Annotated in this window: 23 protein-coding genes and 2 pseudogenes; 7 read left to right on the top strand and 18 right to left on the bottom strand. The window is 62.6% G+C overall.

Going from position 1 to position 24867, the window contains the following annotated elements:
- Positions 1-4 precede the first annotated feature (4 nt).
- From BMW90_RS22375 to BMW90_RS22355, 5 genes are read right to left on the bottom strand one after another with little or no spacing between them, the layout of a single operon-like run.
- The gene (locus BMW90_RS22375; protein WP_048534783.1) at positions 5-838 is read right to left on the bottom strand and encodes an enoyl-CoA hydratase/isomerase family protein; all 834 of its coding nucleotides are present in this window, start codon (positions 836-838) and stop codon (positions 5-7) included.
- 11 nt (positions 839-849) lie between these two features.
- Positions 850-1764, bottom strand: coding sequence for a 3-hydroxyacyl-CoA dehydrogenase family protein (locus BMW90_RS22370; protein ID WP_074839445.1), 915 nt, complete (start codon positions 1762-1764; stop codon positions 850-852).
- A 3-nt stretch (positions 1765-1767) separates the two neighbouring features.
- The gene (locus tag BMW90_RS22365; RefSeq protein ID WP_074839443.1) at positions 1768-2577 is read right to left on the bottom strand and encodes an SDR family NAD(P)-dependent oxidoreductase; all 810 of its coding nucleotides are present in this window, start codon (positions 2575-2577) and stop codon (positions 1768-1770) included.
- A gap of 1 nt (position 2578) precedes the next feature.
- Positions 2579-3382 carry a cyclase family protein gene (locus BMW90_RS22360; RefSeq protein ID WP_048534788.1) on the bottom strand — a complete coding sequence of 268 codons (804 nt, stop codon included), beginning with the start codon at positions 3380-3382 and terminating at the stop codon, positions 2579-2581.
- Positions 3383-3394: 12 nt separating this feature from the next.
- On the bottom strand, positions 3395-4207 hold the full coding sequence (locus BMW90_RS22355; protein ID WP_048534790.1) for a cyclase family protein: 813 nt from the start codon (positions 4205-4207) through the stop codon (positions 3395-3397).
- A gap of 271 nt (positions 4208-4478) precedes the next feature.
- Here BMW90_RS22355 and BMW90_RS22350 point away from each other — a divergent pair, with 271 nt between their 5' ends.
- Together BMW90_RS22350 and BMW90_RS22345 are read left to right on the top strand one after the other, a co-directional pair.
- A complete protein-coding gene (locus tag BMW90_RS22350; protein ID WP_275937331.1) occupies positions 4479-6086 on the top strand; it encodes an alkaline phosphatase family protein in 1608 nt (535 codons plus the stop codon).
- A 97-nt stretch (positions 6087-6183) separates the two neighbouring features.
- Complete coding sequence (locus BMW90_RS22345) at positions 6184-7071, top strand: LysR family transcriptional regulator (protein ID WP_074839441.1); 888 nt, start codon at positions 6184-6186, stop codon at positions 7069-7071.
- Here the strand turns inward: BMW90_RS22345 and BMW90_RS22340 are convergent.
- The 5 genes and pseudogenes from BMW90_RS22340 to BMW90_RS22320 form a co-directional block, all read right to left on the bottom strand.
- A complete protein-coding gene (locus BMW90_RS22340; protein ID WP_244526591.1) occupies positions 7032-7643 on the bottom strand; it encodes a hypothetical protein in 612 nt (203 codons plus the stop codon). The two genes, BMW90_RS22345 and BMW90_RS22340, sit on opposite strands and share 40 nt — an antisense overlap.
- Before the next feature lie 40 nt (positions 7644-7683).
- On the bottom strand, positions 7684-8739 hold the full coding sequence (gene repC, locus BMW90_RS22335) for a plasmid replication protein RepC (RefSeq protein ID WP_074839437.1): 1056 nt from the start codon (positions 8737-8739) through the stop codon (positions 7684-7686).
- 240 nt (positions 8740-8979) lie between these two features.
- Entirely contained in the window at positions 8980-9948 is a 969-nt protein-coding gene (repB, locus tag BMW90_RS22330) for a plasmid partitioning protein RepB (protein ID WP_244526589.1), read from the bottom strand.
- A complete protein-coding gene (repA, locus tag BMW90_RS22325; RefSeq protein WP_074839432.1) occupies positions 9948-11147 on the bottom strand; it encodes a plasmid partitioning protein RepA in 1200 nt (399 codons plus the stop codon). The genes repB and repA overlap by 1 nt, the downstream gene beginning before the upstream one ends.
- A 366-nt stretch (positions 11148-11513) precedes the next feature.
- Positions 11514-12371, bottom strand: a pseudogene (locus tag BMW90_RS22320) (recombinase family protein); the annotation flags it as partial.
- A 57-nt stretch (positions 12372-12428) separates the two neighbouring features.
- Here BMW90_RS22320 and BMW90_RS22315 point away from each other — a divergent pair.
- Positions 12429-13148 (top strand): IS6 family transposase, encoded by a 720-nt coding sequence (locus tag BMW90_RS22315; protein WP_074839426.1) that lies wholly within the window; start codon positions 12429-12431, stop codon positions 13146-13148.
- Positions 13149-13307: 159 nt separating this feature from the next.
- On the opposite strand, the gene BMW90_RS22310 is transcribed toward BMW90_RS22315, so the two are convergent.
- The 6 genes from BMW90_RS22310 to BMW90_RS22285 all read right to left on the bottom strand — a co-directional run bounded on the left by BMW90_RS22310 (position 13308) and on the right by BMW90_RS22285 (position 19583).
- Complete coding sequence (locus BMW90_RS22310; RefSeq protein ID WP_074839423.1) at positions 13308-14318, bottom strand: ABC transporter ATP-binding protein; 1011 nt, start codon at positions 14316-14318, stop codon at positions 13308-13310.
- Positions 14315-15349 carry a Gfo/Idh/MocA family protein gene (locus BMW90_RS22305; protein WP_074839420.1) on the bottom strand — a complete coding sequence of 345 codons (1035 nt, stop codon included), beginning with the start codon at positions 15347-15349 and terminating at the stop codon, positions 14315-14317. Before BMW90_RS22305 ends, BMW90_RS22310 begins: the two co-directional genes overlap by 4 nt.
- A gap of 223 nt (positions 15350-15572) precedes the next feature.
- Complete coding sequence (locus BMW90_RS22300; protein ID WP_048534825.1) at positions 15573-16412, bottom strand: carbohydrate ABC transporter permease; 840 nt, start codon at positions 16410-16412, stop codon at positions 15573-15575.
- A 13-nt stretch (positions 16413-16425) separates the two neighbouring features.
- On the bottom strand, positions 16426-17352 hold the full coding sequence (locus BMW90_RS22295) for a carbohydrate ABC transporter permease (protein WP_048534823.1): 927 nt from the start codon (positions 17350-17352) through the stop codon (positions 16426-16428).
- A gap of 82 nt (positions 17353-17434) precedes the next feature.
- Positions 17435-18688 (bottom strand): ABC transporter substrate-binding protein, encoded by a 1254-nt coding sequence (locus BMW90_RS22290; protein WP_074839417.1) that lies wholly within the window; start codon positions 18686-18688, stop codon positions 17435-17437.
- A 22-nt stretch (positions 18689-18710) separates the two neighbouring features.
- Complete coding sequence (locus BMW90_RS22285; protein ID WP_244526588.1) at positions 18711-19583, bottom strand: N-acetylmuramic acid 6-phosphate etherase; 873 nt, start codon at positions 19581-19583, stop codon at positions 18711-18713.
- A 160-nt stretch (positions 19584-19743) separates the two neighbouring features.
- Here BMW90_RS22285 and BMW90_RS22280 point away from each other — a divergent pair, with 160 nt between their 5' ends.
- The 4 genes from BMW90_RS22280 to nagA are packed head-to-tail and all read left to right on the top strand — an operon-like array spanning position 19744 to position 23547.
- Positions 19744-20625, top strand: coding sequence for a glucosamine kinase nucleotide-binding domain-containing protein (locus BMW90_RS22280; RefSeq protein WP_074839412.1), 882 nt, complete (start codon positions 19744-19746; stop codon positions 20623-20625).
- Entirely contained in the window at positions 20622-21380 is a 759-nt protein-coding gene (locus BMW90_RS22275) for a GntR family transcriptional regulator (RefSeq protein WP_074839410.1), read from the top strand. Before BMW90_RS22280 ends, BMW90_RS22275 begins: the two co-directional genes overlap by 4 nt.
- A gap of 2 nt (positions 21381-21382) precedes the next feature.
- A complete protein-coding gene (locus BMW90_RS22270) occupies positions 21383-22411 on the top strand; it encodes an SIS domain-containing protein (RefSeq protein WP_074839407.1) in 1029 nt (342 codons plus the stop codon).
- The gene (gene nagA, locus BMW90_RS22265; RefSeq protein WP_074839405.1) at positions 22408-23547 is read left to right on the top strand and encodes an N-acetylglucosamine-6-phosphate deacetylase; all 1140 of its coding nucleotides are present in this window, start codon (positions 22408-22410) and stop codon (positions 23545-23547) included. Before BMW90_RS22270 ends, nagA begins: the two co-directional genes overlap by 4 nt.
- Before the next feature lie 62 nt (positions 23548-23609).
- Here the strand turns inward: nagA and BMW90_RS27365 are convergent.
- Positions 23610-23714: pseudogene (locus BMW90_RS27365) on the bottom strand (IS6 family transposase); the annotation flags it as partial.
- A gap of 78 nt (positions 23715-23792) precedes the next feature.
- On the bottom strand, positions 23793-24866 hold the full coding sequence (locus tag BMW90_RS22255; RefSeq protein WP_074839399.1) for a TolB family protein: 1074 nt from the start codon (positions 24864-24866) through the stop codon (positions 23793-23795).
- Between the last annotated feature and the right edge of the window lies 1 nt (position 24867).

Below are 24867 nucleotides of genomic sequence, written 5' to 3'. Positions count from 1 at the left end.
GAACCTATTTGTCCTCGTCGTACTTGATGTATTCGAAGTCATGCTCCGAATGCGACAGGTTGAAGGAATACATCTCGCTGATGACGTGAATGCGGAAGTCCCGCTCGACCACGGCTTTCCAGGGGCGCACGCAGATGTAATGCGTCATCCGGCGGCACGAGCGGCTTTTCTTCATGATGTCGCGCGCCAATTCCCAGGCGCGTTCGACGATCTGGTCGCGCTCGACCACCTCGTTCACCGCGCCCAGTTCCAGGCATTTCTGCGCATCGAAGGACTGGCAGGTCAGCATCGCGTAATTGCCGCGTTTGATGCCGAGGATCTCCTGCAAACACAGCCCCATGCCGTCGCCCGGCACGTGACCCGAGTCCATTCCGAAATGATCGTCCTGCAATATGAAATCGGGGGTGCAGAGCGTGATGTCGCTCATCATGCACATTTCCCAATGGATGCCCTTGCCGTTGATCGCGGCGATGGTCGGGATTTCGATGTCGTTGACGAAGTTTTCGACGATCTTCAGCGTGTCATAGATCTGTACGTCATAGCGCTGGTCGTCGTCGGGCGATTGCTCGACTTCCTTGAAGCTTTCGACATCCCATTCATTGATCCACTTGTCGCCCGACGAGGTCAGTATCAGCACTTCGTTCTTCTTGTCGTGGCCGATCACCGTCCAGAGCTCGGCCAGGGCGTGGTGCATCTGATAGCTCCACTTCACCGGGCCGCCCTTGGTGTGCATCTGCACTTCGAGGATGCCGTTCTCGCGCTTGAACTTAAAAAATTCCTTAAAGCGCTCGGCGTATTCCTCGAGCTCGGGGACCGGGTAGTATGAATTGATCGCCATGGGTCTTGTTCCTAGTTTTGGTTTGATCTGGCTTGCGCGATCAAGGCATCGCGCAGGCGTTTGCGGACGGCTTCGGCCTTGTCCGGCGTCCATTTGTAAAAGCCCTCGCCGCTCGACATGCCCAGCTTGCCCTCGGCCACGAGCCTTTGCAGCAGTGGGTGCGGGGTGTCAGTGGTGTCGAGGTCGGGCATCAGGGTTTCGTGGATGGCCTGCGTCAGGTTGAGCCCGACCAGATCGGATTGCTCCAATGGCCCCAGCACGCCCAGACGGCTGCCAAAGCCGTATTTCACCACGTCATCGACGGTTTCCGCGTCGCAGACGCCATTCGCCACCAGCGCGATGGCCTCGCGCTTGAGCGCATGTTGCAGGCGGTTGCCGATAAAGCCCGGCACGTCCTTCTTTACGTGTACCGCCTTGTACCCGGCGGCGCCGAGCAGGCGCATCGTGCGCTTCACCGTATCGCGCCGGGTGGTCCTGGCCTCGACAACCTCGACCAGTTTCACCAGGTGCGGCGGGTTCCAGAAATGGGTGCCGACCACCCGTCCGGGATGCAGCGCCTTTTCGGCGATCCGCCCGATCGGCAGGGCCGAGGTGTTCGAAGCGATGATCGCCTCCGGGGCAACCGTCGCTTCCAGTTCGGCGACGATGAATTGCTTGACCGCGAGGTTCTCGGTCGCCGCTTCGATCACCAGCGTGGCCGTTTCCGCCGCCTCGGCCAGGCTGGAAGCCGCTTGCACCGATTGCGCGATATGGGGGGGATCGCCGAACAAGTCGGCGATCCCGGCGAGGCGCTCGGGGAGCGCTGTGAGCGCCTCGGTCGACCGGTCGAACACGCGCACCCGATGGCCGGCGGAGGCCAGCGCATAGGCGATGGCATGGCCCATGAGGCCCGCGCCGACAATCGCGATGTCCTGCGGTGTCGTCATCGCTCAGCCCGCCGTAAAGCCGCCATCGACATACATGATCTGCCCGGTGCAGAAATCCGACGCCGGGGCCAGCAGATAGAGCGCCATGCCCATCAGATCCTCGGCCTCGCCCAGACGGCCCAGCGGAATGCGTGCGGCAGAGCGTTTCTTGGTGGCCTGTCCCACGGGATCGTCGCTCCACATCCAGGCGGTCAGCTTGGAGCGAAAGACAGTGGGCGCAATGGAATTGACGGTAATGCCGTGCTGCCCCCATTCGGTCGCCAGCACCCTTGTCAGCGCATCGGTCGCGCCCTTCGACGTGCAATAGCCGGTATAGCCTGAGATATTGCCATGCCGCCCCCGGACCGAGGACATCATCAGCATCTTGCCCTTGATCTCGTTCTCGATCCAATAGGTGCCGATCGCCTTGGCCATGAACCACGCGCCGCGCACGTTGGCATCCATCACCGCCTGCCAGTCCTCGTAGCTGAGATTCTGGATGAACCCGGCCTTGTTGTAGCCGGAGGCGATCACCAACTGGTCAATCTTGCCGTAGGTTTCGAGCGCGAAGTCGCGGATGGCCTCGGCGTCTTCAAGGCTGTCGGGGCGGCGTTTGAGCGTGACGGCCTCGCCGCCTACATCCTCGACTTCCGCTTTCACCTCGGCCAGTTCCTGCTCGGAGCCGGAGACCAACACCAGCTTGTTGCCAAGCGCGCCCAATGTCAGCGCGCAGGCCCGGCCGAACGCGCCGGAGGCACCGGTGATGACAGCGACCTTGCCGCGCACGTCGAACATCGACATCGGATCGCGCAATGTGGGTGTGATTTCGCTCATCTCAGGCCCCCGTCGGAATGGTGAATTTCTGGTCGGGGTCGATCACCGCCATGACCCGCACGCCGCTGCCCTCGCCATCGGGCCAGCGCCAGGGGAAGGCCATGAAGGTACAGCGCTTGCCGGTCACGAGGTCCAGCTCGCCGCCCACGTTCTCGATCCCCGGAATGCCGCCCTTCACCATCAGGATCTTGTGTGCGGCTTCCCAATGGGGGAAATCCTCTTTCACGTCGCGGCCGGTGTATTCCTTGTATTCGTCGATCAGGTGCGGATGGGTCGGCCCCAGCCCGTGATCGACCAGTTTCGTCGCCATCGGGTGATCGTTCGCCTGCACGTCATAGCCCACCATCTTGACGCCCTTCTCCACCAGCCATTCGGCGCCGTCGGCGTAAATACCAGGAGAATATGCATAATATTCGTCGCTGTCGGCCAGTTTCTTGTGCATGCCGGTGTTGATCATCACGATGTCGCCGGGCTGGATCTTGGGCGTCGCGTTTTCCAGGTCTTCCGCCGTGATGACCTCCCATTTCTTCTTGGGGATCGACACCGCGACGCCGGTGCCGAAAAAGCGCGAGACGTCATAGCCGGTCAGCGTCGGCGTGTTCTCGGTCACGTGCAGCGGCGCGTCCATGTGGGTGCCACGGTGCAGGATGCCCTCGAACTCGGTCATGAACACGCCGTCCTTGGCGTGGAACTTGTTCACCGTGACGTTCACGCCAGGGCTCGATGGCCACTCGGGCATCATGTGGCCCCAGCGATGCGACAGGTTGTAATAGCGCAGACCGTTGCGGGTTTGTGTCTCTGCCATGGTCTTTCCCCCTCAGTCCGTGTTTCCAGGTTCGATCCGGTTCTTGCCGCCGGGATCGTTGATCGCCACCAGCCGCACCGGGCAGGCATCGCCGCCGTCGAATTTCCAATGTGGCAGCGCGTGGATCAGCGCCTCCTTGCCCAGCACGTCGTTCACGTCGCCGCCAACCTGCTCGATGGTGGGAATGCCCGCCGCCAGCAGCACCTTGTGCGCTCCGTTCCAGACGGGGTGTTCCTGCTTCGGGTCCTTGCCGGTCTCGTCGATGTATTTCTGGGTCAGCCGGTTCATCGTCGGCCCGCCCCGGTTGGGGCCGAGCGAGGTGGCCAGCGGATGGTCGACCTGCGGCGTATCCACGCCAACCAGGCCCACGTCCTTTTCCACCAGCCATTCGGCGGCATCAACGGACAACCCCGGCGCATCCCCGAAATATTCCAGCGATTCCGAATACTTCTCGTGCCAGCCGGTGACGATGATCACCAGCGCGCCGGGCAAGATGCGGTCGGCGTGAGGTTCCAGATCAGCGGCGGTCACAAGCTCCCACTGGCCTTTCGGGATCGACAGGATCACGCCATTTCCGAACAGCCGCTCCATCGCCAGTTCACCCACACCGATCGCCTTCTGGATCAGGTGCAAGGGCGCGTTCAGGTGAGTGCCGGTGTGCAGCACGGTCTTGATGCGATGCGCCATGACCCCGTGCTGCGCGTGCTTGACGCTGCGATAGAGGGTCACGTCGGGAAAACCGGGAAGCGAGGGCACGCCGTGACCCCATTCGTGGCTGAGTTCGTGAAAAACTAGGCCGGTTGCGGCTTCGGTGTGGCCGGACATGGAACCTCCCATCCTGAGTGCGAAGGCCCGTTACGCGGACCTGTTGGCTTGAACTTCTACGGATCGGCGGGCGGATGGGCCAATATCAACTGGGGCCATATCCATAACTTTTTAGAATGCCATGCATGCAAAACCTCAGCCTTCTGGCGCGATACGGCTGGCTTTCCGGCAGACTGCATAACTATTTCGCATGAAATCCGCCCTGTTATCTATTGGACGCTCCGCCGTGCCGGGTGTTACCCCTGACGTCGAAAACAAGGGAGAGGCCCGCGTGAACATCCTGTTTCTGATGATCGACCAGCTGCGGTACGACTACCTCGGCTGTACCGGCCACCCGACAATCCGCACCCCGAATATCGACGCGCTGGCCGCGCGTGGCGTTCGGTTCGACCGGGCTTACGTGCAATCGCCGATCTGCGGGCCAAGCCGAATGAGCTTCTACACCGGCCGGTACACCCACAGCCACGGCGCCACCTGGAACGGCGTGCCGTTGCCCGTGGGCGAGATGACCCTGGGCGATCACCTCAGGCCGCTCGGCATGAACACCGTGCTCTGCGGCAAGTCCCACATGGCCCCCGACAGGGCGGGCATGGACCGGCTGGGGATCGACCCGAAGAGCACGGTGGGCCAAAGGCTGAGCGAATGCGGCTTCGACGCCTGGCTACGCCACGACGGCGAGCTGCCGGAATCGATGGACGGCGTCGCCACCCCCTATCAGGACTACCTGCGCAGCAAGGGGTATGACGGGTCAAACCCCTGGAACGAATGGGCGAATGCGGCCGAGGACAGCGACGGCACCCTGCGCTCCGGATGGTTGCTGAAATACGCGCGGCAGCCCGCGCGCGTGGCGAACGAAGATACCGAGACCCCGTGGACAACCACCCGTGCCATCGACTATCTCGAACAGGCGGGCGATGCGCCCTGGTGCCTGCATGTCAGCTATATCAAGCCGCACTGGCCCTACGTCGCCCCTGCCCCCTATCACGACATGTACAGCCCCGAGGACGTGGTGCCGCCGGTGCGCGCCGAGACCGAGCGCGACAATCCGCACCCGATCTTCGGCGACTACCAGAAGAAGCGCGTCAGCCAGGCGCTCTCACGCGATGAGGTGCGCGACACTGTGATCCCCGCCTACATGGGCCTGATTAGCCAGCTGGACGACGAGATCGGGCGGCTCCTGAAATACCTCGACGACACCGGCCAGCGCGACACTACCATGATCGTGCTGACCTCGGATCACGGCGATTACCTTGGCGATCACTGGATGGGCGAAAAGGAGCTGTTTCACGATTGCTCGTCCCGGGTGCCGCTGATCGTCGTCGATCCACGCGCCGAGGCCGACACCACCCGCGGCACCGTCAGCGACGCGCTGGTCGAGGCGATCGACCTGGTGCCGACATTCGTCCAAGCCGCTGGCGGGCAGCCGCGCTACGAAGTGCTCGAAGGGCGCTCTTTGATCGGCCATCTGCACGGGCAACAGGGCCCGTGGCGCGACCATGTGATCAGCGAATACGACTATGATTTCAAGTCCACGCGCCTGTCGCTGGACCAGCCGATCGGGGAATGCCGGTTGGCGATGATATTCGACGGTCGCTACAAGCTGATGCACGCCGAAGGCTTCCGCCCGATGCTGCACGACCTCGCGGCCGATCCGCAGGAATTGCACGACCTGGGCGAAGACCCGGCCCATGTCAAAACGCGCGCACGGCTGATGGACCGGCTGAACGCTTGGTATCGCCGTCACCATTCCCGCACTACGATCTCGGATGCCGAGATCGCGCGGCGCGCGGGCGGCGACATGAAAAAGGGCATCTTTCTGGGCTTCTGGGACGAGGCCGAGTTGGCCGCGGCGCGAAAGGCGGGCGTTTCCGGCAACTGAGCCTCGCCATAACCGAAAGGCAGGGATTTCAGCCGAAAACGGCCTCTGGCCATAATCAACGGATATGATAGATTGCGGCCAGCCCGGAGGAGGCCCCATGCAATCGCGCCTGCTGAAAAGTTTTCTGGCGGTGGCCGACAAGAGCTCGATTACCGAGGCCGCCGCCGCGCTCAACGTCAGTCAGCCTGCGCTGACCAAATCGATCAAGCAGCTCGAGGCGGACCTGGGCGTCACTCTTTTCGAACGCACGTCCACCGGGGTTTCACTGACCCGTTTCGGCAGCGTGTTGCAGCATCACGCCAAGATCATGGAGAACGAATACCGCCACGCCCTCAGCCGGATCGACGACCTGAAGGGCGGGCGAAAGGGTACCATCCGGATCGGGGCGGGGCCGATCTGGCTGGTGGCGATCCTGCCGCCCATCATCGCCCGGTTCCAGCGCGAGAACCCGGATGTCGATATCTCGCTGCTCGGCGGCGTGATCGACACGCTGGTGCCCGATCTGCTGAACGGCGATCTGGACATCATCTGCGTATCGCTCGACTTTCCGAACCGCCCTGAGATTGCCAAGCAACCGCTCATCAATGTGCGCAATGTCCTGATCGCCGATCCATCGCATCCCCTGGCCAAGCGTCGCGATCTGAGCCCGGCGGCGATCCATGGCTACCCGTGGATGATGTTGCGCAGCGACTATGTGGGCAACGAACGCATTGCTTCGTTTTTCGCTACCCACGGGTTGTCGCCCCCGAATATCGCGTTTGAGACCACATCAATCCACAGCCTGCTTCAGGGGCTGCGCAACGGTCATTATATCGCTCACGTCCCGGACCGGATGTTGCCGCTGGCAAACTCGATGGGGTTGGAAGAGTTGCGACTGAACCAGACGATCTGGGAAACCCCGGCGGGCGTGGCGTGGCGGACTGGCGCACGGCCTTCGGCGTCGATTCAGAAATTCATGACGATACTGTCCGAACAGACCTCTTGATCCTTCGTATCGTTCACGCCAAGCGCTTGACCATCAGAGGTGATCACCCTGCCTTGGCTGATAGCATCCACATTGCCTGCCGCTGAAAGCTCAGCGCCCTGCCCGTCTGCCGCCTGTCCACCGCTGTGGACATCGGCGTCTTCCCGAAGCTCGTCCTCGGGCCGCATAAAGCCCGGGGAAACGGCAAGCTCGCCCAAGCGATCAAGCGTCACAAAGGCCCCTGCCCGCCCGATCTTATCTACGCCGAAGATCAGCGGCCGCGCGTCGAACCCTTCGGGGAATTCATCCTGCGCTTCGTATTCCTCTTCAAGCGCCCGATACTCGGCAAGAAGTTTGGCATAGGCCGCGCCTTCGGCGTCCGTCATCGGCGCCGTGTCTTCGGATAGCCGGCGCAATCCGTGGCTGTAGCCATAAGGCAGGTCGAGCGAGACCTCGACCCACTTCTGGCTCTCGGTCGCGATGGCTTCAGCTTCAGCCCGAAGTTTCTCGCTGACCAGACACTCGAGCAAAGCAGGGCCTTCAAACCAGTCGCGCGCCATTTTCTCGATCTCACTTCCCGTTCTCTTTTTCACAGCGCTTCTCCACCTCCAAACATGTCCACCGCGGTGGTCGTCATGCAAAGGATGCCTCTGAACGAGAAAGCCTCTCCAACAAGAGTAATGGATTGAAGTCGGCCTGTCTGCGACCAAGCGTGATGCTATGGAAATACGCTCCAAAGTCTCGAATACGCGTGCCCATTTGGAGAATTATGAAAATGGCGCAGGATGCTTTCTGAGAGCCGATCTTCCTCGCAGCCTTTTCGAAGGCGCTTTCGTGGATTCCCATCATTGGAGCGAGTGTCCTGGCATGGCTTTCGACCTCGAGCCAGTTTCCAAGTGAGCTCGTAGCGAAAGATGTGGCTTGGTCACAAATGGCTGTGAGCATTTGCAGAGCGGGTGCTCCGCTGTCACTCGCGTTATCTAGATCTTTTTGTTCTTTTTCAGACGTAGAATGGTGCCGGTCAATTTGTCCGTCATTGGCGGGCAGTTTCATTGTATCCGGTGCGTCCACCGCGGTGGACATCTGCTCGCAATGACCTTCCAGCTCGCCGAGCAAGGCACGATACTCATTGATCGAAAGCTTCCTCCGAAGAACTCGGCGTACCTGATGAGTGAGTTCGTTCTCGGGGTCAGCTTCGTCGAGATGTGCGAGTCTGGTCAGGATTTTCTTTCGCAGAAATACGCGATCGCGGCGTGCGTTTTCCATCTCTTGCGCCGCCGCAAGTAGCTCGCTGGCACGCGCCAACAAAGGAGTCAGCGACAGGCCATAGGTGATAGATAGACCTTCCGAAGACTTTACTCGGTATCTTTTTCGATTTGGGCTGTCGTGACGATTCATAAAGCCGAGTTCGACAAAGCGATCGATGTGCCTGCGGAGCGTTCGTTCATCGATGCCGCCAATTCGACGGCAGATCTCGGCGTTGGACGCGAATACTGTGTCGCCATGCCCAGGCTTGAGAAAGCTCAACATCGCTTGGAGGGTTTGAACATGTCCGGGACGGAGGCCGAACAGGCTACGTGTGTCTCTGAGGGCTCGGAAGATAGCCCAGATGTCGGTTTCGGGTGTGGACGTGGGGGAGGGATCCTTGCCGACGCCCAAAGGTTGAACGGAAAGTTTTGTGAATGCCATGTTTTTTGAACGACGACCGTTGCGGCCCACAACTTTCCCGGCTCTTCCCGCAGTTTCAGGCGAGAAAAGGCAACAAAAAGCCGTCCACCGAAGTGGTGACTCTTGACCAGTATGTCGGAGATTGCTACATCACAGGTGCAAATCAGATGATGAGGGCTCTCCGGGGGAAACCTTGGGGGGCTCTTTTCTTTTTGGCCTTCGCCTTTCTCCTCTGCTCGTGTCTATAGTTGTGATCGGGGATCAGGCCCCCGAGCCTCTCTCATTCCGCCATTGTTCAAAAAGCTGCCGCAGCGTGGTTTCTGCGCGCTCTTCGAGCCATTGGCCGAATTCCGGGTTATCCTTGCGGGCGATCTTGATAGCGACCTGTTTGCCATCGACTGAAAGTGTGCCGACAGGGCTACCACTTTTGTCTTTGACCACCGTTGTTTGGCCACGGGCGCTTTGGCTGGCCGCGCCACGCGCTTTGCTGGTGCACGCGACGTAGACAGCTTGAAACTTGTCTGAGCTTGGAGTGGTGTCAGGGAGAGCGGCAAGCGTCTCCCGCGCAATATCGACAAGCGGTACCTTCTCTGAAAGTGCAGCCAGATCACCCCATTGCCGTCGACCCACGCCATGAGCCGGGCCGATAAGCGGGACAAGCTCGTCGGGCAGCTGACCGATGACCACACGATGGTTCGACACGCCTTGCCGGGTGAGGCCCAGAGCGTCCTGAATGACGCCCGGCTTGTAGCCGGCTTCTTGCATCTCTTTGATGAAAAGAGACTTTTCAATGAAGGACGGATCCAGCCGCAGGTTGTTTTCCTGGCCTTGCGCGATCAGAGAGGCATCGTCATCGAGTGTTCGAACGATAGCCTTGACGGTTCCGCCAATTCTTCGAATGGCTGCAAGCCTGCGACGGCCGTAGATGATGCGGTATCGATCCGGTTGCTCTGAGGGGCGAACCATGATCGGCACTTGCTGACCATGCTTGCGAATGCTCTCGGCAAGATCTTCAATACTGCTATCTTCCAGGATCAGGCGATCCCGGAGGCCATCCATATCGATCCGGTCGGGCTCGATGTCTCGGATCGAGTTGGCGGTGATCTCTCGGAGAGAATCCCGCAACCCGCCAACCGAGCCAGGCAGCTTCGTGGATTTGACCGGGGCAGGGGGGGGGGCCGCCGGCTCTTTCTCGTCTTTCGGAGGTTGGTTGAAGATATTTCGGGCCATCAGCGACGCCCCCATGACATCTGGATTGTCTGTTCCAGCTCATCAGCAACGCTGTTCATGCTGGTCATTGCCCGATCGATCGTTTTCCGAATGAGCTGGCTCGGGTCTACCTCGTAGATGGTTTGCTGAGTCATCCCGGCGTCGGAGATGGCTGTCGACTTCAGCATCGGCTCCGTCATGACCTGGCCCGCGAGGATTGAACGCAGGTACCCAGCCATTTGCGTTTGTGGCCCGTCCGAGGGCTCGTAGCGTGTGATCAGGAACTTCACGAAGTCCCAGGTGACATGCCGTCCAATCGCCTCTTCGACGGCTTTCACAGTTTCTGAAGCAAGTTTGAGGAACTGGCTCATCGAGGCGATGTCGAGCATGCCAGGAACCACCGTCACGAGCAGGCCTGTCGACGCTGCCAATGCCGTCAATGTCAGGAAACCCAACTGCGGGGGGCAGTCGATCAGCACGATGTCATAGTCGGAATCTACTTCCTCCAACGCCAGCGCCAGGCGCTCCGCGAAAATCGGCTGAACCCTGCGCGCGAGCGCGTTCGCTGTCTCGGTCTCGTATTCGGACAACATCAAGCCGGCCGGGACCATGTCGAGCTTATGGAAGTATGTTTTCTGGATTACCTCAGAAAGTGGAACCTGATCCTCGTACCTCAGGGCGTCATAGATCGTGCCGCCTTCGGCAAATTCGAGCTCGGGCCGGAAGCCGAAAAAGGTTGTCAAACTGGCTTGAGGGTCGAGGTCCAGTACAAGCACACGGTAGCCGCGCAGGGCATACCGGTTTGCCAAATGGATCGTCGCCGTTGTCTTCGAGCTGCCGCCCTTGAAATTCACGACCGAAATGACCTGAAGGCGGTCGCCCTCTCGACGGCCGGGGCGGTATGCGTCAGCGTTCTTCCCCGTCCGCGCCAAAATGTTGCGGAGTTCGTCAACGTCTTCGGCCGTGTAGAACCTGTGGCCGCGACCGTCAGTGTGAACTTCTGGGAAACTGCCATCTTTGTGGCGGTTGCGCAGGTTCGACGTGCTGACGCGCAGCAGTTCAGCGACCTCGGTAGAGCTGAAGCGGCGCAGGGATTTTCGTTCTTCTGGCTCGAACGCAACTTTCATCTGCCGGTCAAGCGACTCAGCAAGACTGTCTGCGAACGCTCCGATGTCAGAAGAGCCTATGCCTTGCGCGAAGCCCGTATTTCGATCATCCATATTCTGCCGCCTCTCATGGCCTTTGCTAAGGCTCTTTATCATTCTGACGGTCGAAGCCACGTCTGACGCGTTTTGCCGTCAGAATGGAAATGCCACGAACATCTGAGTCCGGCAAGAAGAATCTAAATATAGTGGAAAAGTTATCCACAGCATCAATGCAGACGCGCGGAGCCTTTTTATTGTAACATATTGACTACTAACGAAAAAGGCCACATCTGGCGAGGCTGGTATCCTTCAAGAGATTTTCTGGTCGTGCGAACTAAGCCTAAGCCTTTGTTGGATATTTCGGTGGTTTCAGTCCGATTGAGGCGATGATTCTGGGAGATTATGGCCGAGCGACAAGAGCAGTTTGCCCACCATAAGCGCCTACAACAGGCCGAGGCGCTTTGCCCGCTCCAGCAGCATTCTGACAGAGGACGGCTGCCAGCGGGTTCGCCCACGCGGGGTGCGTTCGCGCATCGCCTCCAACCGGTCGCAGATTGCTTGCAGCGTGATGTCGGGATCCGCTCCCTTGTTAGCTGCGACAATGGCGGGCAAGCGGTCGTCAGTCGCGCGACGTCCGGCACGGGCGAGCACGTCGGCAGGAAGAAATCCGTCACGCACATAGGCTTTTACTGCGCGGAGCAAGCGGCTTTGCGTCCAGCGCCGATCATGGGGCAGGGGGCCATTGATGATCCGCAGCACGTCCTCCCAGGCCATGTCCGGCCGAAGGCGCCGCACATGTGGCACCCAGTCCTGTGCCGTCTCGTTGAGGCGCTCCATATAGCCGTCCAGCCGCGCAAGACGCACCTTGCGCAGTGCGGCCGGATCCTTGGCGCGCAGCCCGGGGTTGCCGCCGACACGCCCTTTGGTGCGCGCGCTGGCCAGCCCGGCCTTGGTGCGTTCGCGGATCAGGGCGCGTTCGAACTCGGCGGCGGCGCCCAGCACCTGGAGCGTGAACTTACCCTGTGGGGAGGATGTGTCGATCGGGTCCTGGAGCGAACGGAAAAAGGCACCCTTTGCCTCCAGCCGCTCGATTACCTCCAAGAGATGCGACAGAGACCGCGCAAGCCGGTCGATCCGCACGACGACCAGCGTGTCGCCCTTGCTGATCCGTTCGAGCACCCGCGCAAGCACCGGTCTGGCGCGATTGCCGCCTGAGGCATGCTCGTCAAAGATCTCTACGCATCCGGCAGATCGCAGGGCTTCAGACTGGGGCAGGGGGGTCTGATCCTCTGTGGATACGGGTCCCTTGCATTATGCAGGTGGTCGGTGCGATCTTGCTTGCGAGGAGGAGCCGCCATGCCGTGTCGTGACCCGTTCAAAGGCTATCGATTTCCGAAAGATGTGATCCTGCTCGCCGTTCGGTGGTATTGCCGGTATCCGCTGTCCTATCGCAACGTTCGCGATCTTCTTGCCGAGCGTGGGATCACGATCGACGCGGCCACGATATACCGTTGGGTGCAGAAGTTTGCTCCCGAAATCCGCAGACGCGCTTACGGTCGACACCGCAGCTGGCGCGGCCTGCAGTGGCATGTTGACGAAACCTTCGTCCGCGTGAATGGCCGATGGTGCTATCTTTGGCGTGCTGTCGACCAATGTGGCCAACTGATCGATTTCCGCCTGACGGCGCGGCGAACGGCCAGTGCAGCAAGGGCATTCATGCGCCAGGCATCGGACACCGTCCGCTGCTATCATCCTCTAACCAACGTGACCGACAAGGCTCACAGCTACGCGAAGGTTATCGGCGAGTGGAATGCCCGCTCGGGTCCGGAAGACGCAATTCGCCATGTCACCAGGAAGTATCTCAACAATCGGATTGAAGGCGATCATGCGGTGCTCAAGTATCGACTGGCGCCGATGCGCGGACTTCAAAGCCTGAGTTCTGCGAAAGCCACCCTGAAAGGGGTCGAAACGTTCCGCGCCATCCGCAACGGTCATTTCGCAGGATGCGAGCAGGGCGTCGCCAACGAGATAGCCTTCGTCAGGAATCTGTTCGATGATAAGAAAAAGGTCGTCTGAACAAGGCGTGACACGCTTTCACCGACCTGAACCCAACAACGCAACGGACCCCTTCAGACGGTCTGGTTTGCTGGGATCAGATCAGTTCTTTGGGTCTCACCTTGAGACTGCCCGGAACCATTCAGATCAGGCCAAGATGCATTCCTACGTGCGGTTGGTTCAGGCTGCTTCCAGAGCGACGCGACTATCGCGTTCGTCAAAATGAAAGGCGCGCGCGTCATCGAAATCGAGGCTGACGTGTGCGCCGACCGGCGTCAGGTCCTGCCCGAAGAGGCGCAGGGTCAGGCGTTCGCCCTCGTCGGTCTTGACCAGCAGGTTGGTGTCGCCGCCAAGACGTTCCACGTAGGTCACCTCGCCGTTGATGCGGCCGTGGTCCACGACACGCAGGTGTTCGGGGCGGATGCCTAGGGTGTGGCCGGGGCGGAGGCCGGGTACGGAGCGTTCGAGGAAATTCATCGAGGGGGAGCCGAGGAAACCTGCGACGAAGCGGTTGCCGGGGTTGTTGTAGAGTTCGAGCGGCGAGCCCACCTGCTCGATCCGGCCGTCGCGGAGCACCACGATCTTGTCGGCGAGCGTCATGGCCTCGATCTGGTCGTGGGTGACGTAGATCATCGAGGCAGAGAGGGTGCGGTGGAGGGCGGCGATCTCGACGCGGGTGTTCATCCGCAGGGCTGCGTCGAGGTTCGACAGCGGTTCGTCGAACAGGAACAGTTTCGGTTCGCGCACGATGGCGCGGCCAATGGCGACACGCTGGCGCTGGCCCCCGGAGAGCTCGGCGGGGCGGCGGGTGAGATACTTGTCGAGGTCGAGCATTTTCGACGCCTTGGTGACGCGTTCTTCCACCACGGGTTTGGCTTGGCCCTCCTGTTTCAGCCCCAGCCCCATGTTGTCCTTGACGTTGAGGTGCGGGTAGAGCGCGTAGGACTGGAACACCATGGCGATGCCGCGCTTGGCAGGCGGCACGGTATTGACCACATCGCCGCCGATGGCGACGGTGCCGCTGGAGGCGTCCTCCAGCCCGGCGATCACCCGCAAGAGGGTCGACTTGCCGCAGCCGGAGGGGCCGACGAAGACGACGAACTCGCCGTCCTCGACGGTGAGGTTGATGTCTTTCAGCACGTGGACCGAGCCGAAGGACTTGTTCACGTTTTCCAGTTTCAAGGCGGTCATGTCTGGTCTCCTCCCAGGGTGACGGGTTTGCCGGTCCGGATGCTTTCGTCGGCGGCAAGACAGATGGCGAGCGAGGTCACGGCGTCGCTCATGTGGCGGGTGAGGTCGGTGTCATTGGCGATGGCATCCAGCATGAAGGTCTGTTCGGCATCGCAGAGCTGCTGGTGGCCGGGCTCGTCGGGCAGGTCGATCAGGCGGTCGCCTTCGGGGCGGTGGACCAGCAGCCCGCCGACGCGGGTGTGGCCGTCGACGTCGTCGGATTTGCCCTTGTCCGCGTCGGTGATCGAGACCGAGCCTTTGGGGCTGACCACGTCCTTCACGAAAAACGCGGTTTCCGACATCATCGGGCCCCAGCCGGCCTCGTACCAGCCGACCGAGCCGTCGTCGAAGATCACCTGGAACTGGCCGTAGTTGTACATGCCCTCGGGGATTTCATCGCTGAGGCGCAGGCCCATGCCGTGCAGGCGGGTGGGCTTGGCGTCGGTGATCTGGCACATGACATCGACGTAATGCACGCCGCAATCGACGATGGGAGAGGTGGTCTGCATGAGGGCCTTGTGGGTCTCCCATGTTTCGCCGGTGGACTGCTGGTTGAGGTTGAGGCGGAAGACGTAGGGCCCCCCGAGGGTGCGGGCTTCGGCGATCAGGCGCTGCCATGAGGGGTGGTGGCGCAGGATGTAGCCGACGACCAGCTTGCGGTTCAGGCGGGTGGCGGTGTCGGTGACGCTTTGCGCCTCCTCGGCGGTCATGGCGAGGGGTTTCTCGACAAAGACATGCGCGCCCGCCTCCATCGCGGCGATGGCATAGGGGGCGTGGGTGTCGGTGTAGGTGGCGATGACCACGAGGTCGGGTTTTGTTTCGGTGAGGGCGGTGTGGAAGTCGTTGAACGCCGGATAGTCGGTGAGGTCGGGGTGATCCACGGTGCCGGAGCGGTTGACGAGGCCGACGATCTGCGCGTCGGGGTGGCGGTGGTGGGCGAGGGCATGGGAGAGGCCCATGTTGCCCAGGCCGGCGATAAGGACGCGGGTCATTGGGTTGCTCCTCCGTTGCAGTGAGGTTGCTCGGCGGAACGCCGGGCCGCGCCCGACCCACCCCCCGGGAGGGCGCATTTCTGCTGTTGCGCTCCGAGCCAAGGTTGTGCGCGGTGCGGGTGCTGTGCGTCCGACCGGCGGAGTGTGCGCCCACCCGTCGCCATTGTCGCTCGGACCAATGGCGCTCCGATGGCGACCGGGCGCGGCCCTCTGTTGCGTAGGGTCATTTCACCGCTCCCGAGGTGATGCCGCGGATCAGCTGGCGCGAGAAGATGACGTAGAGCACCATGACCGGCAGGATTGCGAGCGACAGGGCCGAGAGGACGGCGTTCCAGTCGGTCACGAATTGGCCGATGAACACCTGCGAACCCAGTGTGAGAGTCTTGGTTTCCTCGGCGGGGGCAAGGATCAGCGGGAACCAGAGGTCGTTCCAGATCGGGATCATGTTGAACACCGCGACCGTGGCCATGGCCGGGCGGACCAATGGCAGGACGAGGCGGAAGAAGATCTTGTATTCGCTCAGCCCGTCGATGCGGCCCGCGTTCTTCAGGTCGTCCGAGACGCCCCGCATGAACTCGGACAGGATGAAGACGGCGAGCGGCAGGCCTTGCGCGGTATAGACCAGAATCAGCGCCCAGAGCGTGTTCACCAGCCCGGTCGAGACCATCATCTCGAGGATCGCCACGGTGCCGATGCGGATCGGGATCATGATGCCCAAAGCAAGGTACAATCCCATCAGGGTGTTGCCCTTGAAGCGGTACTCGGCCAGGGCAAAGGCCGCCATGGCGCCGAACAGCAGGATGAAGAACAGCGAGGCCACGGTGACGATCATGGAGTTCTGGAAGTAGAGGAAGAAATCGCCCTGCTTCATGACCGTCTCGTATCCGATCAGGCTGAAGCTCTCCTCGTCGGGCAGGGCCAGCGGATCGCGAAAGATCGCGCGGCGGGTCTTGAAGCTGTTGGTGACGATCACGAAGACCGGAAAGAGCGCGATCAGGGTGTAGAGGATCAGGACCCCGTGTGACCCGATGCGGGTCGAGAGTGTCTGGCGTGCGGCTTGCATGGCGGCGCCTCCTTCAGAACTGATAGGTGCGCAGGCGGCGCTGGATACCGAAGAGGTACAGGCACACGCCGACGAGGATGATGAGGAACATGGCCGAGGCGATGGCCGAGCCCATGTGCGGATCGCCCAGTTGCAGCTGGAAGCCGAAGAAGGTGCGATACATGAAGGTGCCGAGGATATCGGTCGAGAAATCCGGCCCGGCCAGCGCGCCCTGGGCGGCATAGATCAGGTCGAAGGCGTTGAAGTTGGCCACGAAGGTGAGGATCGAGATGATGCCGATCGAGGGCAGGATCAGCGGCAGCTTGATCTTCCAGAAGGCCGCCATGCCGGTGATGCCGTCGCATTCGCCCGCTTCAAGGATTTCCTCGGGGATCGACAAAAGGGCTGCATAGATCAGCATCATCGGGATGCCGACGAACTGCCAGACCGAGACGAGGCTCAGGGTGGTCAGGGCGTATTCCTCCTTGCCCAACCAAGGCGCGTAGAGGAACTTCAGGCCGATGGCGTCGAGCATGTCGGGCGCGATGCCCCAGATCGGCGACAGGATCAGTTTCCAGGCGAAGCCGACGATGACGAAGCTCAGGATGGTGGGGACGAAGATCGCGGTGCGGTAGAGGGCGGCGAAGCGCAGGCGCGGCGACGACAGGATCGCGGCCAGTGCGATGCCGATGGGGTTCTGCACCAGCATGTGAATGAGGAAGAACCAGAAATTGTTGCCGAGCGCGTTCCAGAACTGGTCGGACCAGATGGCGTCTCCGAACAGGGTGCGGAAGTTGTCGAGCCCGACGAAGACCCGCTCCTGGTCGATGCGGTTGAAGAACGACAGCCGCATTGTGTTGAACAGCGGGTAGATCATCACCGCGGTATAGACCAGCACGGCAGGGGCCAGGAAAACCACCACGTGCCATCTGATCTTCGACTGTCCTGAGGGCGTCGCCATCGGGTTTCTCCTCTCTGGAGCTTCGTTTGATTGTCGGTAAAGGGGGGTGGCCCCGGGATATCTGCCCGGGGCCGGTGCGCGCCTATTGTTGCGGCGCGTACCACTTGGCGAGACCGTCCTGAAGCCGCTGGGCCGCGTCCTCGGGCGTCTCGGTGCCCTTGATCACGGCAGCCGAGGCGTTCCAGGTGTCGTTCTCGAGGTTGGGCGTGCCGCGCGACAGGATCTGGTAGGTCGACCGGATCGTGCTTTCGCATTCCTCGCGCCAGGACAGGAATTCCTGTGCCAGCGGGTCTTCTACCGTGACCTCGCCGGACGACAGCGGGAAGAAGCCCGGCAGCGCGTTGGCAAAGATCGTCGCGAACTCGGGCGAGGCGACCCAGTTGAGGAACGTCTTCGCGGCCTCGGGGTTGTCGGTGGCGGCGTTCATGCCGATGCCGATGTCGGTGTGATCCGAAATGTAGCAGGTGTCACCCTCGGCCGGGACCGGCGGCGGGAAGGCCCCCATTTCGAAGTCGACGAGGTTGTTGAAGCCCGACACCTCCCACGAGCCTGCCGGATAGATCGCGGCGCGGCCGAGCGTGAAGATGTTCTGGCTGTCGGGATAAGTCTGCGCCTCGAAGCCGTCGCCCAGGTATTCGCCCCAGCGGGCCAGCTGGCGGAAGGGGGCGATCCATTGCTCGTCGGTCAGCTTCTGTTCGCCGGCGATCAGCGCATTGCGGCCTTCCTCGCCCTTCCAGTAGTTCGGGCCGATGTTGTTGTAGCCCATGGTGGCGGCTTCCCACTGGTCATTGGTGCCCATCGCCATCGGGATATAGCCGCCGTCTTCCTTGATCGCGTCGAGCACGGCGAAGAATTCGTCGACCGTCTCGGGCTCTTCGAGGCCCAGTTCTTCGAAGGCGTCCTTGTTGTAGATGAAGCCATGGACCACGGAGGCCATCGGCACGCAGTAGGTGGCGGAGCCGTCGTCGGAGCTCCAGCCGGATTTTGCCACGTCGGAGAAGTTGGACATGCCTTCGAGGTCGGACAGATCGGTCAGATGACCGTTGTCATAGAGCGCCAGCGAAGCATCAAACGGCCGGCAGGTGATGATGTCGCCGGCGCTGCCCGCGTCGAGCTTGGAATTCAGCACGGCGTTGTATTCGGCGGGGGCCGAGGGGGTGAACTTGACCTTGATGTCGGGGTGCTGGGCCTGGAAGGCGGGGATGATCTGGTCCTGCCAGATGGCAAGGTCGTCATTGCGCCAGCTTTCGATGATCAGCTCGGCTTCCTGCGCGAAAGCGCTGGTGGTCAGGACCGTTGAGGCCAGCAGCGTGGCGGGCAAAGTGCGTATCAGCATGGGTCTTCCTCTCTGTTGTCGTTCAGTTGGTTGAAGCGGCGCCGCGTTCGAGGCAGGGCCGCAGGCGGTTGTCGTGTCGGGCGAGCAGGCGGCGCGCGTCGGCCACGCTGATCCCGGTCGCGACAAGCACGGCGGGTTTGGTGTCGTAATCGGTGGCTTCGAGGGCCGCTTCGGCCTGCGCCTGGCTGACACCGGTGATGCGGGTGACGATGGTGGCGGCGCGGGCGCGCAGCTTGATGTTGTCGGGCCGCAGGTTGACCATCAGCCCGTCGTGGACATGACCCATAAGGATGCCCGCCAGCGTCGATATCATGTTGAGCGCGACCTTCTGAGCGGTGCCGGCGCCAAGGCGGGTGGAGCCCTCAATGACTTCCGGCGCGGTCGGCAGGGGGATGGCGATGTCGGCGAGGTCGAGCAGCGGCGCCTGTGCCACGTTGGCAATGGCGATGACGGGCAGGCCTCGGTGGCGGACAGCCTGTGCCATGGCCAGCGCATAGGGCGTGGTGCCGCTGGCGCTCAGGATGATGGCCGTGTCCTGCGGGCCCATGGTGGCAGCAATGGCCTCGGTCTGGTCGGTGGCGTCCTCGGTGTCGCCGGGCATGTCGGCGTCAACGGGCACGCCGCCGGCCATGGCGATGCGGGTCTGCGACGGCGCAGTGCCAAAGGTGCCGGCAAGCTCCGAGGCGTCCGAGAGCGCCATGAGGCCGGAACTTCCCGCCGCCGCGTAGGTGAGGGTGCCACCCCGGGAGAGGGTTTCAGCCACCTGCTGCGCCGCTTTTTCGAGCGCAGGGAGGGCGCTGCGCACCGCTTCCGCCGCCGCGATATGCGAGTCGAGCATCGCGCCGAGGGCGGCGTCGGACGGCAGCGCGTCGATATGGGTTGGTATGGTGGCCAAGGTGATTCTCTCCTCCGTTTCGAGACATAATACCGAAACAATACCTTTTGTCTACCATTTCGCTCACCCTGCCTCAAGAAGCGCGCAGAAGCGAGGGTTTCAGCGCTAATTGCCTGATTTTGGTCTTTTAATGCCACAAAAGGTATGATACTGGTATTGCATGACTGATGCGACTCCCAGATACCTTGTTGGCGTGGACGGCGGCGGAACCGGCTGCCGTGCGGCAATTGCCGACCTCACCGGCCGTCTGCTGGGGCAGGGCGCGGCGGGGCCGGCGAATGCCACGACCGACCTCGCACAGACCATAGTAAATGTGCGTGTCGCGCTGGACGCGGCGGCGGTTGGCTTGCCCGCGGGGGCGCTGAAACACAGCGTCGCGCATGTGGGTCTGGCTGGGGTGCTGGATGGCGATATCGCGCGTGCTGTGGCCGAAGAGCTGATGATGCGCAACGTAACGGTGACTGACGACCGGGCGATCTCGGTCGCCGGGGCCTTGGGCGCGCGCGACGGGGTGCTGGCGGCGATCGGGACCGGCTCGACCCTGGCGGCTCAGCGTGGCGACTCCATACTGCGGATCGGCGGCTGGGGGCTGAACCTCGGCGATCAGGCTTCGGGTGCTTGGCTGGGGCGCGAGTTGCTGGAACATGCGCTGTTGGTGCATGACGGGTTGGCCGATGGCTGCGCACTAAGCACGGCGATGCTGGAGGCATTCGGCGGACCGGGGGGAATCGTGCGGTTTGCGTCGAAGGCGCGACCGGCGGATTACGCGGCATTTGCGCCCCGCATCGTTGCGGCGGGACAGGCGGGACAGGCCGCGGGGCGGCTGCTGATGCTGCGCGGGGCGGCCTACCTGATGGACGCGCTTGCGGCGATGGAATTTGGCCGCGACGACGTGCTCTGCCTGACTGGCGGGCTGGGGCCCCATTACGCGGAGCATCTGCCAGAGGAGGTCCGCACGCGGATCATCGCGCCGGAGGGTAGCGCGCTCGATGGCGCCTTGGCGCTGGCGAAAGCGGCGTTCGAACGGGGGACAGGCAGATGAACATCCAGGAATTTTTGACCCCCGAAAGCTGGTTCCGGCGCAACGCCGGGCCGCGCTACGTGCAGCTACGCAACCGGCTGGCCGAGGCGGTGGCCCAGGGCATCCTCGCCCCCGGCAGCCCGCTGCCTCCGGAGCGCGAGATCGCCAGCATCACCGATTTTTCCCGCGTGACCGTGCGCAAGGCCTTCGAGGACCTCGTCGGCGAAGGAATGATCGTGCAGAAGCAGGGGTCGGGGTCTTTCGTGTCGACCTCGCCTGCGCGCGTGGAACAGAAACTGTCGCGGCTGACCTCTTTCTCCGAGGACATGGCGCGGCGGGGCAAGACATCCTCGGTGCGCTGGCTGGAGCGGGGGCTGTTCATGCCGTCGCCGGACGAAACGCTGGCGCTGGGGCTGTCGCCCGAGGACTCGGTGTCGCGGATCGTGCGGCTGAGGCTGGCGGACGGCAAGCCGATGGCGATCGAGCGGGCCTCGATGCCCGTGGACATCCTGCCCAACCCGCTGGAGGTCGAGACCTCGCTTTACGAAGTGCTGGAGCGTCACGGGACGCGGCCGGTGCGGGCGATCCAGAAGATTTCCGCCGTGAACCTCAAGGGCCGCGACGCGGAACTCCTGGAGGTCGAACCCGGGCAGGCGGGGCTGCGGATCGAACGGACATCCTATCTCGAAGGCGGTCGGACCGCCGAATTCACCCAATCGCTCTATCGCGGCGATGCCTACAACTTCGTCGCCGAACTGCGGCTTGCAAAGGACTGACCATGACTGCTGCCACACATATGTTTCGCGAAATCCGGGAGATCCCCGGTGCTGTCGACAATCTTTTGAGCCGTGGTGACAAGGCCGTCGGTGCCGCCGCCAAAGCGATCCGCGACCTCGATCCGCTGTTTCTGGTGTCGGTGGCGCGCGGGTCGTCGGACCACGCGGCGACCTATGCCAAGTATGTCTCGGAACTGCTGACCGGCTTGCCGGTGGCCTCGGTGGGGCCGTCGGTGGCCTCGGTCTACGGGCGGACCCTGAGGCTGGAGCGGGCGGCCTGCCTGGCGATCTCGCAGTCGGGCAAGAGCCCGGACATCGTGCGGATGGTGGACATGGCCGGGAAACAGGGCGCGCTGAGTGTGGCTCTGACCAATAATCCCGACAGCGATCTGGCGAAGGTCAGCGCGCATACGCTGGAACTGCACGCGGGCGAAGAGCTGAGCGTGGCGGCGACCAAGACCTTCGTGACCTCGGCGGTGGCCGGGGTCTGGCTGCTGGCGGAGCTGGCGCAAGACGGGGAGCTTCTGGCGGCGATAAAAGCCTTGCCGGCGGCGCTGGAGCGCGCGGTCGAGGCCGACTGGGGGCCGCTCTGCGAAGCGGTGACGGGCAAGGAGTCGCTCTATTGCCTGGGGCGCGGTCCGGCGTTTGCGATCTCGAACGAGGCGGCGCTGAAGTTCAAGGAAACCTGCCAGGTGCATGGCGAAAGCTACTCCTCGGCCGAAGTGCTGCACGGGCCGGTGTCGATCGTGGATCAGGGCTTCCCGGTGATCGCGATGGCGGCGGCGGATGCGGCAGAAGGCGCCCTGGTCGAGGTGGCCGACCAGATCGCAGCCAAGGGGGCGACGGTCTTCGTGACCTCGGACAGGGCACAAGCGGCGACGCGGCTGCCGGTGGAGCGCACGGGGCATCCGCTGACCGATCCGATTGCGCTGATCGCTTCGTTCTATGCGATGGTCGAGAAAACGGCTGTGGCGCGGGGGATCAACCCGGACGCGCCCCGTCACTTGCGCAAGGTCACGGAAACGGTATGACGGGCAAAGCTTACACCGGGGCGGCGATCTTCGACGGCACGACGCTGCACGAAAATGGCGTGCTGCTGGCCGAAGACGGTATTTGCCAGGGAATTGCGAAGGCCGTGCCCGAGGGATATCGCGAGGACCGGCTGGAGGGTGGCGTAATCGCGCCCGGCTTTGTCGATCTGCAAGTCAACGGCGGCGGCGGTGTCATGTTCAATGACGAAACCACGGTCGCGGGGGTGCGCCGGATCGCCGAAGCGCATGCCTCGACCGGGACGCTGGCATTGCTGCCGACTCTGATCACCGACACACCCGAGCGAAGCCGCGCCGCCGTAGATGCAGTCGCCGAGGCGATTTCCACCGGCGTGCCGGGCATTCTGGGCGTGCATCTCGAAGGGCCGCACCTGTCGCTGGCGCGCAAAGGGGCGCATGATCCGACGTTGATCCGCCCGATGACAGATCAGGATGAGGCCTTTTTGATCGAAGCGGGGTCGTGCCTGCCCAACATGCTCGTGACCCTCGCGCCAGAGAGTGTGACGCCCGCCCAGATTGCCCGACTGGTCAAGGCCGGGGTGATCGTGTCGCTGGGTCACACGGATTGCACGTACGCCACAGCGCAGCAGAGTTTCGCCGCGGGCGCGCGCTGCGTGACACACCTCTTCAACGCAATGAGCCAATTGGGAAACCGAGAGCCGGGACTGGTCGGCGCCACGCTCGATGCCGGCGCGGTGCATGCCGGGTTGATCGCCGACAATATTCATGTCCACGCCGCTGCAATTCGCATGGCTTGCGCGGCGAAAACAGGCCCGGGACAGATCTTCCTGGTTACCGACGCCATGTCGACCGCCGGCTCCGACATCAATGGATTCACCCTTAACGGACGGCACATCCGACGAAGCAATGGTCGGCTGACCCTCTCGGACGGTACGCTGGCCGGCGCCGACCTTGACATGCCTACGGCGCTGTCGGTGATGATAAAGGAGGCTGGGATTTCGAGCGCTTCAGCGCTCGGGATGGCGACCTCGGCCGCGTGTGGTGTTCTGAAGAACCCGATGGGGTTCGGAAGTCTCGTTGCAGGTGGCCCGCTGCACGCGATCCACCTGTCTCAAGGCGCCTCCGGCGAAATCCGGTTCGTCGGCAAGCTGACATGATTTGACCACCCCGCTTACGCCGAAATCGACCGCGGAATTTCCACTACCGCCTCGGATACTTCAATTTTTCCAATGCCACTCAAGGGCGCCTTTGCTGATCGCGGGGATCGGAAGCGCTGGCGGTAGCCAAGCAGGCGCATCACCGCGTGGTCGCTTTCGATCAGGTTTTCCGCTGCATGAGTAACCTCAAGAAAACCTGAACCTGGCCAAGCGCTCCTGATAATCAACAGTCCCGTTCAGCGCATTCAGCCAAGTGTTGCAACATACACCTGCGCGTGGCCGCTCTGGTCCGAGGTGAAGACGGTCTGGGAACCGTCTGGCGAAAAGCGGGGATGGGGGTGGGTGTGCTGGGGCGCGTACACCTTGACCGGCCCGTTGTTGTAGGGAAACGGACCGGCCCAATGCGCCCCTTGGGAGGAGGCCTTGGGTTCGGTTTGGAACCGTGCCGGCGCCTGCCCGGTCAGATCCAGCAGGTGCAGCCCGCGGTCCGGGAAGTTGGTGTCGCAGATCAGGCGCGTGCCGGTTGCGTCCGGGGCGCCGTGCCAGACGGGGAACTCGGTGATCGGGCGGACCTCGCCGGTGGCCAGGTCGATCTCTCCCAGGCCGTTGGGCCAATCGACGAACAACACGGAGCGGTGGCCGGGGCGCCAGACCTCGTGGGTGATCCATTGCATGTCGTGGGCGCGTTCATGAATGCGGCGGGCGTTGCCGGCCCGGTCGGTCACCCAGACCCGGTCGGTCATCGGCCCGGCGTAGAGGACCAGATCGTCGTCGTCCGGGCAGAACTGCGGATGGCCGATGGTTGGGGTCTCGAGGAAGACGCCGGCGGTCTGCCGTTCCGTGTCGATCAGCCAGAACTGGCTGATCCGGCCCGACTTCACCGGCACCGCCCAGTAGCACCCGCAGGCCGAGAGGGCAGTGGTGCCCATGGCCGCGCCGACCATGCCGGCCTCGCGCATCTCCTTGCTGCCGAAGCGCACCAGCACCTCGACCGTACCGTCGCGGGGGCTGACGCGCTTGCCCTCCTGTCCCGCGACGAAATAGATCCAGCGCCCGTCCTTAGAGGGGATCACCGACCATTCGGCCAGGGCGGGTTCCTCGGTCAGCTGGATCAGGTCGTCGCCCGGCGCGCGCTCGATGTAGATCTGCGGTGTGCCGGTCCGGTGCGAGATCAGCAGCAGGAAGGACATCGCCTGATCCCAGGCATCGACGAAGAAGAACGGGTGATGGTGGATCGAGGGGTGATCGGTCACCTGCCGGATCGTCACGCTGTCGGAGGCGTCTATGATGCGGCTCTCGGGGCGGTGCAGGATAGTCATG

Source organism: Marinovum algicola (assembly GCF_900109145.1).
GTDB classification, from domain to species: Bacteria; Pseudomonadota; Alphaproteobacteria; order Rhodobacterales; family Rhodobacteraceae; genus Marinovum; species Marinovum algicola.
This window is presented reverse-complemented; position numbering and strand designations above follow the sequence as displayed.

Coding starts and splice junctions, on each gene's coding strand:
- repA (WP_074839432.1), bottom strand. CDS start 11,147: ATGGATGATCGAAATACGGGCTTCGCGCAAGGCATAGGCTCTTCTGAC.
- BMW90_RS22365 (WP_074839443.1), bottom strand. CDS start 2,577: ATGAGCGAAATCACACCCACATTGCGCGATCCGATGTCGATGTTCGAC.
- BMW90_RS22345 (WP_074839441.1), top strand. CDS start 6,184: ATGCAATCGCGCCTGCTGAAAAGTTTTCTGGCGGTGGCCGACAAGAGC.
- BMW90_RS22295 (WP_048534823.1), bottom strand. CDS start 17,352: ATGGCGACGCCCTCAGGACAGTCGAAGATCAGATGGCACGTGGTGGTT.
- BMW90_RS22255 (WP_074839399.1), bottom strand. CDS start 24,866: ATGACTATCCTGCACCGCCCCGAGAGCCGCATCATAGACGCCTCCGAC.
- BMW90_RS22280 (WP_074839412.1), top strand. CDS start 19,744: ATGACTGATGCGACTCCCAGATACCTTGTTGGCGTGGACGGCGGCGGA.
- BMW90_RS22375 (WP_048534783.1), bottom strand. CDS start 838: ATGGCGATCAATTCATACTACCCGGTCCCCGAGCTCGAGGAATACGCC.
- nagA (WP_074839405.1), top strand. CDS start 22,408: ATGACGGGCAAAGCTTACACCGGGGCGGCGATCTTCGACGGCACGACG.
- BMW90_RS22290 (WP_074839417.1), bottom strand. CDS start 18,688: ATGCTGATACGCACTTTGCCCGCCACGCTGCTGGCCTCAACGGTCCTG.
- BMW90_RS22370 (WP_074839445.1), bottom strand. CDS start 1,764: ATGACGACACCGCAGGACATCGCGATTGTCGGCGCGGGCCTCATGGGC.
- BMW90_RS22300 (WP_048534825.1), bottom strand. CDS start 16,412: ATGCAAGCCGCACGCCAGACACTCTCGACCCGCATCGGGTCACACGGG.
- repB (WP_244526589.1), bottom strand. CDS start 9,948: ATGGCCCGAAATATCTTCAACCAACCTCCGAAAGACGAGAAAGAGCCG.
- BMW90_RS22275 (WP_074839410.1), top strand. CDS start 20,622: ATGAACATCCAGGAATTTTTGACCCCCGAAAGCTGGTTCCGGCGCAAC.
- BMW90_RS22355 (WP_048534790.1), bottom strand. CDS start 4,207: ATGTCCGGCCACACCGAAGCCGCAACCGGCCTAGTTTTTCACGAACTC.
- repC (WP_074839437.1), bottom strand. CDS start 8,739: ATGGCATTCACAAAACTTTCCGTTCAACCTTTGGGCGTCGGCAAGGAT.
- BMW90_RS22305 (WP_074839420.1), bottom strand. CDS start 15,349: ATGACCCGCGTCCTTATCGCCGGCCTGGGCAACATGGGCCTCTCCCAT.
- BMW90_RS22270 (WP_074839407.1), top strand. CDS start 21,383: ATGACTGCTGCCACACATATGTTTCGCGAAATCCGGGAGATCCCCGGT.
- BMW90_RS22310 (WP_074839423.1), bottom strand. CDS start 14,318: ATGACCGCCTTGAAACTGGAAAACGTGAACAAGTCCTTCGGCTCGGTC.
- BMW90_RS22315 (WP_074839426.1), top strand. CDS start 12,429: ATGCCGTGTCGTGACCCGTTCAAAGGCTATCGATTTCCGAAAGATGTG.
- BMW90_RS22360 (WP_048534788.1), bottom strand. CDS start 3,382: ATGGCAGAGACACAAACCCGCAACGGTCTGCGCTATTACAACCTGTCG.